The organism is Methanococcoides sp. DA23, from assembly GCF_057593895.1.
Genome location: NZ_CM172520.1, coordinates 1,477,457 through 1,491,826 on the forward strand (window position 1 = coordinate 1,477,457; position 14,370 = coordinate 1,491,826).

Sequence of the window (14,370 nt, forward strand, 5' to 3'; positions counted from 1 at the left end):
TCTACTCTTTTTGAGATTTTCGATCCAGCATTTCTTTTTTACTTTACTTTTCATTGAACTCGTCGTCACCTTCTTCGGAAGAAGCGGCCGCAACACCCCTATTGACCGGAGGTTTATCGAACTTCCCATAACCGCGGTGTTTCTTGCAACCAGGTGCTTTTGACTGCTCCATCATCAGTTCGTCCAGTTCTTCATCGGAAAGTTCTTCATGTTCTTTTTCTGCCATCATCTCACCTTGATGAAAGGATCGTTCGCAATGAATTCAACATCGAGCTTTAATAGGTCCTTCAAACGTTCGCAGAGAGTTTCCATTGCAGGGTTCTCTGTTGCATAATGGGTCGCATCTATCAGGAGCAGATCATCATAACTGCGGAGAACATCGTGTTTCAGTTCAGCGGAAACATAGGCATCCACATCGTTGTCCCTTGCGATATCGAGATATTCATCCTTGAAACCACTACCACCAAAGACCATTACTTTTTTAATAGTATCCTTTTCCCCAACATACTGAAGATGGGTGTTCAGACTTTTTGCCACATGGTCGATGAACACATCCAAAGGACATTCATCAATAGTACCAATACGCCCCATACCCACATCATATACATCATTAAGCCCCATACTTTGGGCGAGCACATCGTTCACACCGCCTTTTGAGCTGTCATAGTTCGTGTGCATCGAATAAAGGGAGATACCATTGTCGAGTGCAATTTTCAGCAGGCCTGCAAGTTCCTTTGAGATCAGGTTCACAGAATGGAATATCAATGTGTGATGGGTAATGAGTAGGTCTGCACCTATCTGTGCTGCACGCTCCAGCACATATTCGGTAGGATCAAGTGCAACTGCGATCTTTTTGATATCATTGTCGAGATCAAGGGTTAGACCTATTCGCCCAATATCGAAATCCTCTGCAAGTTCAGGAGGGGCGATCTCCTCAAGTGTTTCGACTACTTTTGATAGCTCCATGTTATATCAATAAAATTCTTGGAAATATCAAGTTATCGGAAAAACAAGACCAAGTTGAGCCAAAAATGTCAAATTTAAGCAGCTTAAACAATGAAACATTGCCAAATCGATACATTTATAACCGTTATGTTCGTTCATACATAACGCTTGCTTAGACTATGTTAAATTCGAATGTATGACCGCTAAATATTGCAAACAGGCATAATTGGATAGCTGATTTCCACTAAGCTCTCCATTAGAACTGCCACATTGTCCGTTCATCTACTCCGTCAGAACAACAGCAGTTATTGACCAAAGTGGTCATACGATCGTATTTTTAACAGATATGATGTTATATCAAAATTATGAAACAATAGGTGAAACCATGATCGAAGAATTCGAACATTATCTGCTTGAGGATTGCCCCTACGGAGATGAGACCACAGAACTGCTCGGCATAGAAGGAGAAGGAAGTCTGACAATAAGGTCAAGAGATCCCGGTATTGCCTCCTGTGCAGATGATCTGGCAGAATTCTATGAGAAGAAAGACCTGAAAGTGAACATGCATCTCGAAAACGGGAAGGAGTTTGCAGAGAATGCTGTGCTTTTTGAAGCGGAAGGCGACCTGCGTAAACTTTTCAAGCTCTGGAGGATCTCACAGACATTCCTTTCAATGACCTGCGCCATTGCCACAAAGACAAGGAAAATGGTGGACAGTGCAAAAGAAGTGAATCCTGACATCATGATAGCCACAAGCAGAAAGACACATCCCGGATTTCGTAAATACGAATTAAGGTCCGTACATGTCGGTGGCGGGGACCATCATCGAAATTCCCTTAGTGATTCCATACTGATAACACAGAACCACTTCAACGTGGTCGGTTCCTTTGATAAGCTCAGGGCAATGAGGAAGATAGAGATAGAACCACGCACAAAAGAAGAAGTTTTCCAGTACGCCACCATAGCGGATATCCTGCTACTCGACCACTACAGCCCCGAGGAACTGAAGGAAGTGGCACCAAAGCTTAGAGAGATAAATCCAAAGCTCGAGCTTGCTGTCGGCGGTATTTCATTCGAGGACATCCCCAAATATGCAGCTTCAGTGGATTTTGTCGTTACCACAGCCCCATTCTATGCAGAGCCTTTCGACCTTACAACTAATATAGAGAGGTTGTGAACGGGATGTTGTCAAGATCCCAATATTTCCCATCGATAGGAAGAATAGCATTATCTTAATAACGTAAGGTCCTGAAGAATATCAATTTTTCACAGAGAAATGAAGTCTTTAGCTTTCTCTGTTGACCCCCTGAAACCCCATAAATTAGTGATAATACTTTTAATTACCATTTGTGCTATATGCATTCTGCCAGCATAATAAGTAAATAATAAGTAATCACAAAATTAATGTAAGGCAACTGGGGGTCTTAAATGTCTAAACATGAAGAACTTGAACACAAAGAGTTACTGAATATTATGAGCGGTAAACTTAGTTTCACGATGTAATAAGCTCCTTGATCGATATATCCCACATGATCTTTTGCTTGTGGACCAGACAAACTATGGAATGAGGTGTGACAATTGGAATCTGATAATTACTATCGCATGATCTTTGAAAGTTCTCCACTGGGCATCATTTACTTCGATGAGAATGGGATGATCACCTTCTGCAATGAAAAACTCACCAGTATTCTCAATATGCAGAAAAAGGACATTGTCGGTTCGAACATGGCCGATATTTTCATAGATGAAGACATGCAAAATATTATCGGAACAACCCTTTCTGGAGAGTCTGCACAATATCAGGTCAATTTTCATCCTCCTGAAAAGGATGATGCAATAGAGATAGAGATAGAGATAGAGATATACTGCAGTCCTGGTATCTCGGACCAGGATACCCCCCATGGTACTGTTTGTATCCTGGAAGATGTAACTTCAAGGGTAGAAATGGAAAATGCCCTGAAGCTTGACGAGTATCGTCTTGAGGCCCTCCTGGAACTTGAACAGATGACCGAAGTTCCAATGCAGAAGATAGCTGATTTTGTGCATGAACAAGCTGTCAGGCTTACGCAGAGCACAATCGGTTACATTGCATTTCTCAACGAAGATGAGAGCCTCCTAATAATGCACACATGGTCCAATAGTGTGATGCAGGAATGTACTATCCCGGATAAGAAATTCGTGTATCCTGTGAAAAATATCGGACTCTGGGGAGAGCCCATACGACAAAGGAAGCCAATCATAGTCAATGATTACCTTGCTCCTGACCCCCTCAAGAAAGGATTTCCACCCGGTCATGTGGAGATGTTCAATTACCTGACCATACCTGTGTTCGAAGGGGAAAGAATAGTTGCCACCGCCGGGGTGGGCAACAAGGATGGGGATTATGATAGATCAGACGTGCGGCAATTAACGTTGCTGATGCAGGGATTATGGAATCTCATGCAACGCAGAGAAGGTATCGAGAACCTCAGGGAACATGCAGATCAGTTAAAAAAGTCTAATGAGATGAAAGACCTCTTTACAGATATTTTGCGCCATGATCTACTCAATCCGGCAGGGATAGTTAAAGGATATACCGACATCCTGCTCGAGAGTGAGGAAGATGAGGAAAGGATAAAGATCCTGCAGACCATCGACAGGAACAACGAAAAACTTATCGAGATGATCAGGAGTGCAGCCAGCTTTGCAAAACTGGATACCATTGAGAATATAGAGTTCAAGGACATGGATATTGCCCTGATGTTAAGGAAGATCGTGGAAAATCTCAAACTCCAGATCGATGAAAGGGGTATGAACATCGAAGTAATGCCTGATAGTGCATATGTGGCAAAGGTAAATCCCATGATAGAAGAGGTCTTTGTCAATTTCCTATCAAACGCCATAAAATACAGTCCCGAAAAAGAAAGAGTGATCATAGATATACTGGATTCCGGTGACGAGTGGAAAGTAACTGTCACAGACTTTGGTCCAGGTATTGCAGATGAGGACAAGCCGAAGTTGTTCGAACGTTTCAAGCGAGTGGACAAAAGTGGTGTCAAGGGTACAGGGCTCGGGCTTGCTATAGCAAAGAAGATAACCGAGCTGCACGGCGGACACATTGGAGTGGAAGACAATCCTGCTGCAAAGGGCAGTGTTTTCTGGGTAACGGTAAAGAAAGCATGAGGCTCATTTTTTCGGGTGAAGTATAAAGAACTTTCTTTGGCCTGCAGAGAGGAAGCTGGGAACTTTGCAGAGATCCTCAATTCATAATACATACGTCAGTGACCGACCTTAAGAACATTTGCAGTTACTGCGAAAAACACTCACCCTGAACCTAAAGACATTCAGGCCCATTTCCCAAACTCCCCCTTCACACTAGCATCCAAAGTAAACGACTCATAGAGACATAGCTCAATTTCGAAATAATTTCATTGTGATCGACTCATCTCGACCATAATTCTCAATTATCACCCTAGCTGCATTAAGGAGTTAAATTGAACACAAGCACATATATATAATCAAAAACAAACTTTCTGAATAGTGGGAAATTAATAGTACAGTGGGATTAACATCTCATTTTTAAAAATAGGAATGGGGGAAACTGGTTATGGACACTATAAATGATCAAGAGACAGACGAATCTATCAAAGAGATCGAGAAATATATCTCGGTCAAGGAAGTAATGACAGAAAAAGTGATCACCACAGATATCGAGGAAAGTGCTCTAAAAGTCGGAAAGGAGATGATAAAGCACAATGTGGGCAGCATAATCGTAACAAAGAACGGTGAAGCAGTGGGAATCATAACTGAAAGAGATATGATGAAAAAGATAACGGCAAAGAACAAGAAACCTGAAAATGTCTCTGCTTCCATGCTCATGTCTTCCCCCTTGATAATGATCAAACCATCCACGAATGTCATAGATGCTTCTAAGATAATGTCTAAGACCAATATCCGCAGGCTTGCTGTAATGCAGAATGGGAAGATCGAGGGTATAATCACAGTCAGGGACCTACTTATGATAACACCCGGATTGACTACGATACTGGCTGACCATATCGAAATGAACCACGAGGAATATGTTATGGCGGAAGAGGAATATCATGGGGGAATATGCCAGAGATGTGGTTACTATTTAGTTGATCTTGCAACGGTAAATGGAAGAATATTGTGCGAGAGCTGCAGAGATGAAGAAGATTAAAGGGAAGATCACTGAGCTGCACAATGGAAGTATTGGAGTGGAAGAGCCCTATTGATATTTTTGGAAAAAGCAAGAAGAGCAAGATCCAATATCTTGCTCATCCGGCATCCATTTTTACAGGACCGCATTGAACATATAGCCTGTGAATATCACAGCTAATGCCACGATCGCCACGAAAAGGGCGATCAGTTCATTGCTCAGGACCTTTTTCAGTATGATCATCTCAGGCAGTGATACTGCAGTGACAGACATAAGGAATGCCAGAGAAGTACCGATGGGGAGTCCTTTTCCAATAAGACTTTCAACCACGGGGATCAGACCCATGACATTGGAATAGAGAGGGACGCCTACTAATACTGCAACCGGGACAGCGAGGAGATTATCTTTTCCTGCATACTGTGCAAGTATTCCTTCTGGAGCAAATCCGTGAAATATACCTCCAAGAGTTACACCTATAATGACATAGAACCAGATATTTCCTACAATGCTCTTGACCTCATCAGAAGCGTAATCGAACCTCTGCCTGGAGCTCATCTCAGCTTCCTTAAAAGGTAAGGAGTGAACATCATAGACAAAACCTGCAACGTGCTTCTCCAGCTTGAGCAGGCCTATTACAGAACCTCCGACAACACCGATAACGACACCTGAAACAACGTAGAGTGCAGTAGCCTTGAATCCCAGTGTGGCCCAAAGCACAGCAATGGCCGCTTCATTAACAAGGGGTGAGGTGATGAGGAATGAAAATGTCACACCAAGAGGTACTCCCGCTTCAATGAAACCGATGAAGATCGGAACGGATGAACATGAACAGAACGGGGTGACAGTACCCACAAGTGATGCAGCTACATTGTATACCGGTCCTTTTTTACCTCCAAGTATCCTTCTGGATTTCTCAGGAGTAATATAGGACCTCATGTAAGCTATAAGGAAGATCATTACAGAAAGAAGTGCAAATATCTTCAGTACATCGTAGATGATAAAATTCAGGCTTTTTGCAAGACCTGTAGTAGCTTCGATCCCAAGTAGATCGTAGGTGACCTTATCTGCTACCCACTGCATGGGATAGAACACGTCAACCATTATCATTTCCTCCAGAGTAAATAAACAGGGACCAGCATCTTTGAATTATATGGCTGGCTCGCACCTGTCATGTATTTTAGAACATCACTGTTTTAGTGGATGCATTACATTTTAGCATCCATTTCGTTTTCACAATTATCACAGGGAGCGATCAGAAAAGCTTGACACACTTTTCCAGACTCTCTGAGATCACCGAATCCTCGATATCCATATCCCTTGTCTTCTTCACGCCAAGTTCAGTGACAACTATATGTCCATCCACTGCTATCCCGACGTTCTCGAAAATTTTAGAGGCACAGTTCATTGGACAGCCATCTATCACAACCACCCTGTCACACCCTTCTGCAGACTTCAACTGACCAGGGATCTTAGCACCTATTCCGGCGGTACACAGCATCTTGCCCTTTCCGGCTTTTGTCAGTCCTATTGCCAGCTGGTTAGAGATGATGCCCACATTCGCTGAGCCTGAACATGGATAGATACCAACGATCTCTGACTCACACTCACATTCACAGCCACATTTCATACTTTCAGTCATTTTCAACACCTTTTTCGATTTTATGATCTTAATACCGTATCATGGACATGGGGCTGTATTATTGTCCGGTGATCCAATTTTTAACATTGTCCACACTGGGGATTCTGCCGGCGATCATTACCTCACCGTCAATGACAAGCCCGGGAGTGATCATTACACCATAGGAAAGAATGGTCTCATAATCTTCAGTCTTGACAACATCCGCCTGGAGTCCGCTTTCCTGGAGGGCTTTTTCAACTACTTCTTTTGTCTTGACGCACTTTGCACATCCCGTACCGAGTATTTCTATTTTCATACGATCACATCCAGTCTTTATTTATAACGATCTTTGTTACTTGAGCAATTTGAAAGTATTTCAAATAATATTGAAACTTTCTATTTCAAATAATGTTGAAATGGATATTTATAGATTTCGGTTTCAAATTAATTTGAAATACATTGCAACTTCCAAACATATTCCAAACAGCATTGGTAGAATGAAAATCTTATAAAAACATATGATTAAGAAACAAAAATAATCAAATAACAGAAATTGATCAAGGCACGTCATGGCAAAAATTCACGAAAAATACGAGATCATAGAATGGATTTCCTGCACAAAAACACTTCTAAACTCATAAGAGAGAAACAAGCAATTGCATTAGAAACCTTGAATGTTTCAGGCATGTTAAAAGATCATTGTTTTGCACAAGCGAGAAGTGATGTTTCATGGAGTGAGTTTTTCCGACAACTCGAATATAAAGCAGATTGGTACGGAAAAACATTATTGAAGATCGGTCAGTTAGACCCATCTTCTAAATTATGTACTGTATGCGGTTTCCACTGAACGATAGTTCAAAGAATGAATCAGGAAGCCTCATTCGTAAGCATGTGGTAGTTCACTGAATCCACCATAGTAGCTTTTCATCAACTTTTGCCACTCATCTGTTATTCTTCGAAATTGAATTCCCCTCTTTTTTCCATTGTACTCCCAAACCCCAGCTCGATAGAATATTGAGCCGATTTGGCTTGATAATCGAGCTTCTTTATTTGTCCAATGGAGATCACTATAAAGGAATTTGCCAATTCCTTCTTTTTCGGTACCGTTTCTTAATTTTGATACGTTATTTGAGAGAGTTTCCCACTGTCCCTCTGCCATATAATCATCCAATTTTTTCAATTCATCTTTCGTTATAAGCTTATCAACCTTGAGTGTACCATTTGACGAATTATATTCCCTACTTATGGAAAGGTTGAGATCATCATCAATTTTCCACCGAAATTTTTTTGAGTTACCAAGTGTCGTCCCATGCATCCAATCATTTTGATTATCCAAATTGTATGCTTCACTTGTATTTTCTGCGATCTTGAGCCAGTTGTACCTGGTCTCGATAAGTTCTTTACCAGCTTTTCTCATGCTACTATTGGAGAGATTATCAAGTACGTAATTTATGCCCCATGCAATAGAATCCGGATTTTTGTAGACAAGGATACCATCAACGAAATTATTGATTATTTGGACAGCATCTGTTGCGACAATGGTCCTTTCAGCATCCCACCCTTCAAGAACAACGATCCCAAACGGTTCGTTCCTGCTTGGAATACAGAGAATATCACAGGCATTGATCCAGTCCCTGGCCGTTTCATCATCCGCATATCCCAGGAAATGACAATGATCTGAAACATTTTCTGCATTTGCAAGAGCTTCACAGGGAGGGCGCATTTCACCTTCCCCGATGAAAACAAATTTCGTGTCCCAGCGATGATCCATTACTTTAGGGATAGCTTCAACAAGCAGATCCGGACCTTTTTGGTAGCTCATACGTCCTATGAACAGAACAACTGGTGCGAGAGGATGAATACCTAATCTTTCTTTCACTTCACCGGCATCAACATCCTTTTTTATTTTTCCATGGAAGATACCGTTTGGAATGATAGATATCTTCTCATCAGGTATCTGGTAGAGGAACTTGATCTCATCTGTAAGTTGTTGTGACGTAGATATGACCTTCACGGATTCATAGCCAGCTTTCCATTCCCTGTGAGATATTTCCTCGGCTTCCCACCAGTTTCCATGTTTGTTACCGTTCCGCCCCCATTCGGTACTGTGATATGTGAACATAAAAGGTATACCAAATTCATGTTTGATCCTTGAAACCACATTGAAAGGATGCCAGTCATGTGCATGCAATATATCGAACTTGCCATATTCCTTCGTAACATCAAGGAATCTCGAATACATTGAATCACACATGCTATCCATTTGCTGGACAATGCCTCCTGCGAGAGAATGTTCTACCCGATGATAGTGAACTCCATTGACCTTCTCATATGGATCAAGTCCATTATTTCTGGTAAATATGTGTACTGAATGTCCTGCCTCCACAAGAGCTTCAGCAAGTTCGGAAACATGCGGAGCTATACCGCCCACTTTTATAGAATGTAAACTCTCCCAAGAGAACATCCCGATCTTTAAATTTTTCCCCATTGTATTTCAACCCAATTATTTTAGATATGGATAGTAAAATCTTTGCATACATATTTAACATTATCATTTGGAGTTGTCCTCTAAATTACTGAAGATATTTCACAGCCCCAATAACAATGCTATTTTCTGGTATAAATGATTCTTTCTTATATTAGCATCCATAATTGTTACTGTATTAATTTGTTCATAACCACATACACGGAATACGGCAGGAAGTCTAAATAATATTATTATTTTCAGATCGCTTATCGCATCATTAGACCTCTATAAAAGTGAACATGTGGGCTCTGCAGATATGCTCAAAAATAATGAAATTCAAGGGTAGTTCACCAACAGGTGAAAACAGGCATCGTCCTGTATCAGTTTACTTCAGCATACCTGCTGATCGATAGACCAGAAGAGACTCAAATGAATAACAGATGAATGAAACAGTGATCCAAAACTCCTTGATCAAAATGATCTCTACAAATCCATTAATTATATTAGCATCAAAACACAATTTAATATTATGGAAACGGCGGGGGAAGCTGGCCTTTCGATAATAGGACTGGAAAATGAGATCGAACAGATCCAATCCATTATTGATGAATTTAAAAATGGCAAAGGGACAAGCATAGCCATAATAGCAGAACCGTTTGCAGGAAAGACCACCCTGATAAACGAAATATGCAGTATGAACAAAAATAAGGTAGAGATGATATCCCTTTCATCTGTCATAAAAGATGAAAAAAAACTGCAAGAGACTGAAAAACAAAAAAAGATAAAGATAATTGAAAACTGTCACTTACTCTATAGACATAAGATCGGCGGATTCGATATTATAGAGCGTTTTCTAAAGAATATTACATCCCAGGAAAATAAACAATACATAACCACGTGGAACATCCATTCCTGGAATTATCTGGAAAATACACATGGAATAGGAAAATATTTCCCAGTTCAGATAAAACTCCAGGGGCTTACACAAGAGCAAGCAAGACAATTCATACTCTCCGAATACAAAGAAGGAGAGATACAATTCATTGAAGATCCAACCGATCATAAAGAGAAGATGATAAGCGTTGTTATTGATAGTACTACTTTTTTGAATAAAGAGATAGGTATTCCCCACTTAAAAGTAAATTACAGGCAGATAAAAGGCAAGATCTCAAGAAAAAAGATCATCCTCACACCAGAGGAAAAAGTCTTTGAAAAGATATATTCCACCTCACAGGGCAACCCAGGAATGTCAAAAGCGATCTGGGAACGATACCTTATATATCCCCAGATAAAACCGGGGGATATAAAGGACCCATGCCAGGACATGGAACTTGATGATGATGAATCGTTCATCCTCTCCATTTTAGTTTCAATGCAGAAGACCAGTAGATCAGATATAATGGAAATTGCAGGAGATGATATTGACATCGAAAGGGCACTGCAAGTACTATCAAAAAAGGATATTATAAGCAGTGAGGAGGAACAGTACACGATCAAGCCTGAAATGCTCAAATGTGCTACAAACATCCTTAAAAGATCGAGGTTGGTGTGACCATGGTTGGAGAAGAAGTAGGAAGTTTAGCAGGCATACCCTCGATCGATACCGGGACTTTATTGAGCATAATCTCACTGCTTGTCATCGCATATATGGTCACAAGAGTGATCTCTATTTTATTGACAGCTTTCTCAGAGAAAGTGGGAAAGTACAGAATTAAAATAAAGATGCTCCTTCCAATTTTGAAGTTTTCAATATACGGATACACAGTTTACTATATAATGGCTAAACTTCTCGAGGTATCTGCCCAGGAACTTATCCTCTTTGGAGGACTTCTCGGTGCTGCAATAGGTTTTGGACTCAAAGACCTTTTTGCAGATATGATCGGAGGAATTATAATAGTATTCGAAAAGCCCTATCAGATAGGGGACAAGATAAGGATCGGAGACCAGTATGGAGAGGTAAAGGACATCGGAATAAGGGCTACGACGATCACCACACCAGATGATAACTACGTTTCCATCCCAAATTATGTCATATTCACACAATCAGTATCAAGTGCAAATTCTGGAAATTCCGAGATGATGGTCATCACAGACATATTCCTTGAGCATGGGTCTGATATGAAAATCGCCAGGAAGATACTAAAGGAGGCAGTAGTAACTTCAAGGTTCGTCTATATGTCTGAAAAACATCCAGTTACAATACATACCAAGGGCTTTCCTTTTTACATAAGACTTCGAGCAAAGGCATATACACGTGACCTTAGATACGAATTCAACTTTGAGTCGGACGTAAGCAACAGGGCTTGGAAAGAGTTGAAAAAGAAGGGCATAAAACCACCAGGTGCAAATTTAATAGCTTCCGGCTCAATGGCAGATCAAAAGGATCAATGAAGAGATCATTGAACATATCATGAAGGATATAAAAAAACATATTAAATAATATTGAATACTAATTTTACTGTATGCCTTGGAATTAACCATTTTGAGGCATGATAATGGGGGTAAAACTATGAAAATTAGCACACATGCTAAATATATGCTGATAATATTGATACTATTCAGCTTGATATGTACCGCAGCATCTGCACAGGGGGCCACAGGAGACAGGATCTGGGATGCAGATGCAAATATGACGCTTGAATACACCTGGACAGCTCAAAGCTATTCAGGATTCTATTATGATCTTGATTCCGGAATAAGTTCGGAAACACTGACCATCGATCTTGACAGTGATTCCGACAGGTCAATTGGTGACGGTGATCTTGTTTATTCTACAAAGCCTGTAGAAACCGATTTTGAGCACAATGAATGGGGTTCATACCAGGTTATCGGTTTCATGGCAGAGCGTTACTTTGCAGGATACACGGATGACTCCGCATTTGCAAGGGATGATGTCAGTTTAATGTCAGAAGGTCAGCTGGCAAAAGTGCTTACAGATGATGACGACAAAAAGTCTTTCTTCGCAGGATCCTCGTTGGTTCTGGAAGAAGGCTATAAGCTTAGCATAGTTGAAGTCGACCTTGACGGCAACAAGGTACTTGTTTCACTTACAAAGGATGGCAAACAGGTTGAAAGTACTGTGTTGTCCTCAGGAAATGACTATGTTTACGAAAAGGATTTGGGGTCCGCTGAGGACGTACCAATAATAGCTGTAAACTTTGCAGAGATATTCAGAGGAACGGAAACAAATGCGATCTTTGTTCAGGGTACCTTCCAGATCTCGGACCAGTATGTGGAGATCGATGGTGGAGATGATTTTGGCAAAATGGAGATCCAAACTGTAAGTGCAAGCGAGATATCAATGGAGAATAATGAGGGCATATCTCTTAGCAGAGGAAAGACAATAGACATCATGGGCAAACTCAAGTTTATTGTAGCTGACGATGATACATTGAGATTTGCTCCATTTTTGGACCTCACGGCACCCGGAACCTATGAGCTTAGGGGCACTATTACTGAAGAAGAGAATATGACCTGGACACCACTCAACTTTGAAGGTTTCTACTACAACATCGATGAGGGAATAGGAACCGAATCACTTGAGGTAGTAAGCCTTGATGGCAGGACGATCGAAGAAGGTGACCTTGTATATTCAACAGTGGCGGAGGAAGTGAGCTTTGAGTATGGCCAGTGGGGCAAATTCAATGTTGTAGGGTTCATGGCGGAGAAATACTTTGCAGGGTACCCAGATAACAGGTTCACTGATGAGACAAGCATGCTTTCTGAGGGTCAGCTCTCCAAAGTGCTGATCGATAATGACAAGAAGAGTACTCTTGTCGCTGGTTCGTCCCTTGTGCTCGAAGAAGGGTATGAGATCGAGGTCGTAGAGGTGGATATCTCCGGTGACAAGATATTGGTCGCACTGATGAGAAATGGCAAAGAGGTTGACAGTGGGGTCATACAATCAAATGCTGACCTAGTATTTGAAAAGGATCTGGGATCCGCTGAGAACGTACCAATAATAGTAGTCCATTTTACAGAGATATTCAGAGGAACGGAAACAAATGCAGTCTTTGTGCAAGGAATGTTCCAGATATCTGAGAAGTTCGTCGAAGTTAATAATGGGGATAATTACGACAAGATGGAAATAACGAGGATCAACTCCCAGACGATCGAGATGGAGAATGAGAAATCAATTGCACTTTCAAAAGATAAGACCATACCGATCATGGGCGATATCTCCTTTAAAGTCGCAGATTCCGACACTATCAGATACTATCCATTCGTAACACATACCACACCCCCATCTCGGGCACTTTCAATTGAAATGCCTTCTGTGCTGGTCCAGGGTGATACCATTGACATAAAAGTGACCTTCCGTGGTGCAGCTGTCAGCGAAGCACTTGTTGAATTCGATGGCGATGAGGTTGGACTGACCTCTGATGAGGGCACGATATCATATAGGCCGACAAGGATAGGCACTTTTAGTGTCAGTGCTGAGAAAGAAGAATTTGCATCTGCAGATAAAGAAGTGGAAGTCATATCTCCTGATGATGTGACCAGAAAGGTATCCATTGAAGTCTCGCCTGAAGTCGTGTATGAAGGAGATACGATCACAATTTCCACGATAAAGGCCATCGGTGCAGATCCGGTTGCAGGCGCGCAGATATTCTATGATGGGGTCTCGATAGGCAATACTTCTGCAAAAGGCACACTTTCCTTCAAGGTACTGGATTCCGGAGTTCACAAGATAACATCACAAGCTGAAGGATTACTGGATGCAGAGTTTAACCTCGAAGTAATAGCTCTTGAACCAGAATTTGAGTTCTCTAACCTCGTTATAGCACCTGCAGAGGTCGATGCAGGGGAAGCTGTAACGATCATGATCGATGTTATGAACACCGGTACCGATGAGGGCGATGTCGATGTACGGCTCAAGATAAATGGAGAAGTCGTAGATTCCAAGAGTGTTACCCTTGGTGTAGATGAGGAAACCACGGTTGAGTTCACACATACTGAATCAGAAGCAGGTGAATATCTAGTCCAGATCGGAATCGAATCAGGAACTTACACCGTGACTCGTGGAATTCCGGGCCTGGGAATCTTCGTTTCAGTATTGATTCTGGTCTCTGCAGCATTTGTCGCAATGAGATCTAGAAAGGAGGACTGAGATCAGGAGATCGAAATTGAAAGTAATTGAAACTCCCTGCCCTTAATGGGCAGAGAACTTTTTTAATTACA

The 14,370-nt window shown here is 41.4% G+C and carries 13 protein-coding genes; 7 read left to right on the forward strand and 6 right to left on the reverse strand.

The window, feature by feature from the left end; translation table 11 throughout:
- Positions 1 to 43 precede the first annotated feature (43 nt).
- Positions 44 to 229: a hypothetical protein gene (locus AC20MK_RS07090; RefSeq protein ID WP_487355169.1), complete on the reverse strand. Its 186-nt coding sequence runs from the start codon at positions 227 to 229 to the stop codon at positions 44 to 46.
- Entirely contained in the window at positions 226 to 966 is a 741-nt protein-coding gene (locus tag AC20MK_RS07095) for a Nif3-like dinuclear metal center hexameric protein (RefSeq protein WP_487355170.1), read from the reverse strand. The genes AC20MK_RS07090 and AC20MK_RS07095 overlap by 4 nt, the downstream gene beginning before the upstream one ends.
- A gap of 364 nt (positions 967 to 1,330) precedes the next feature.
- Here AC20MK_RS07095 and AC20MK_RS07100 point away from each other — a divergent pair, with 364 nt between their 5' ends.
- From AC20MK_RS07100 to AC20MK_RS07110, 3 genes are all read left to right on the forward strand, one after another.
- Positions 1,331 to 2,122: a beta/alpha barrel domain-containing protein gene (locus tag AC20MK_RS07100; protein WP_487355171.1), complete on the forward strand. Its 792-nt coding sequence runs from the start codon at positions 1,331 to 1,333 to the stop codon at positions 2,120 to 2,122.
- 401 nt (positions 2,123 to 2,523) lie between these two features.
- The gene (locus AC20MK_RS07105) at positions 2,524 to 4,107 is read left to right on the forward strand and encodes a sensor histidine kinase (protein ID WP_487355172.1); all 1,584 of its coding nucleotides are present in this window, start codon (positions 2,524 to 2,526) and stop codon (positions 4,105 to 4,107) included.
- A gap of 424 nt (positions 4,108 to 4,531) precedes the next feature.
- Positions 4,532 to 5,125, forward strand: a complete 594-nt coding sequence (locus tag AC20MK_RS07110) for a CBS domain-containing protein (RefSeq protein ID WP_487355173.1) — start codon at positions 4,532 to 4,534, stop codon at positions 5,123 to 5,125.
- 114 nt (positions 5,126 to 5,239) lie between these two features.
- Here the strand turns inward: AC20MK_RS07110 and AC20MK_RS07115 are convergent, their stop codons facing one another.
- The 3 genes from AC20MK_RS07115 to AC20MK_RS07125 all read right to left on the reverse strand — a co-directional run bounded on the left by AC20MK_RS07115 (position 5,240) and on the right by AC20MK_RS07125 (position 7,038).
- Positions 5,240 to 6,205 carry a permease gene (locus AC20MK_RS07115; RefSeq protein ID WP_487355174.1) on the reverse strand — a complete coding sequence of 322 codons (966 nt, stop codon included), beginning with the start codon at positions 6,203 to 6,205 and terminating at the stop codon, positions 5,240 to 5,242.
- Between the two features lie 151 nt (positions 6,206 to 6,356).
- Positions 6,357 to 6,743, reverse strand: coding sequence for a putative zinc-binding protein (locus tag AC20MK_RS07120; protein ID WP_487355175.1), 387 nt, complete (start codon positions 6,741 to 6,743; stop codon positions 6,357 to 6,359).
- Between the two features lie 58 nt (positions 6,744 to 6,801).
- A complete protein-coding gene (locus tag AC20MK_RS07125; RefSeq protein ID WP_487355176.1) occupies positions 6,802 to 7,038 on the reverse strand; it encodes a thioredoxin family protein in 237 nt (78 codons plus the stop codon).
- A 288-nt stretch (positions 7,039 to 7,326) separates the two neighbouring features.
- Between AC20MK_RS07125 and AC20MK_RS07130 the strand changes: the two genes are divergently transcribed.
- The gene (locus AC20MK_RS07130; protein WP_487355177.1) at positions 7,327 to 7,569 is read left to right on the forward strand and encodes a zinc ribbon domain-containing protein; all 243 of its coding nucleotides are present in this window, start codon (positions 7,327 to 7,329) and stop codon (positions 7,567 to 7,569) included.
- Between the two features lie 30 nt (positions 7,570 to 7,599).
- On the opposite strand, the gene AC20MK_RS07135 is transcribed toward AC20MK_RS07130, so the two are convergent.
- Complete coding sequence (locus AC20MK_RS07135; protein ID WP_487355178.1) at positions 7,600 to 9,210, reverse strand: glycosyltransferase family 4 protein; 1,611 nt, start codon at positions 9,208 to 9,210, stop codon at positions 7,600 to 7,602.
- A gap of 508 nt (positions 9,211 to 9,718) precedes the next feature.
- Here AC20MK_RS07135 and AC20MK_RS07140 point away from each other — a divergent pair.
- From AC20MK_RS07140 to AC20MK_RS07150, 3 genes are all read left to right on the forward strand, one after another.
- Entirely contained in the window at positions 9,719 to 10,741 is a 1,023-nt protein-coding gene (locus AC20MK_RS07140) for a hypothetical protein (RefSeq protein ID WP_487355179.1), read from the forward strand.
- A gap of 2 nt (positions 10,742 to 10,743) precedes the next feature.
- Complete coding sequence (locus AC20MK_RS07145) at positions 10,744 to 11,580, forward strand: mechanosensitive ion channel family protein (protein ID WP_487355180.1); 837 nt, start codon at positions 10,744 to 10,746, stop codon at positions 11,578 to 11,580.
- Between the two features lie 118 nt (positions 11,581 to 11,698).
- Positions 11,699 to 14,299 carry an S-layer protein domain-containing protein gene (locus AC20MK_RS07150; RefSeq protein WP_487355181.1) on the forward strand — a complete coding sequence of 867 codons (2,601 nt, stop codon included), beginning with the start codon at positions 11,699 to 11,701 and terminating at the stop codon, positions 14,297 to 14,299.
- Positions 14,300 to 14,370 lie beyond the last annotated feature (71 nt).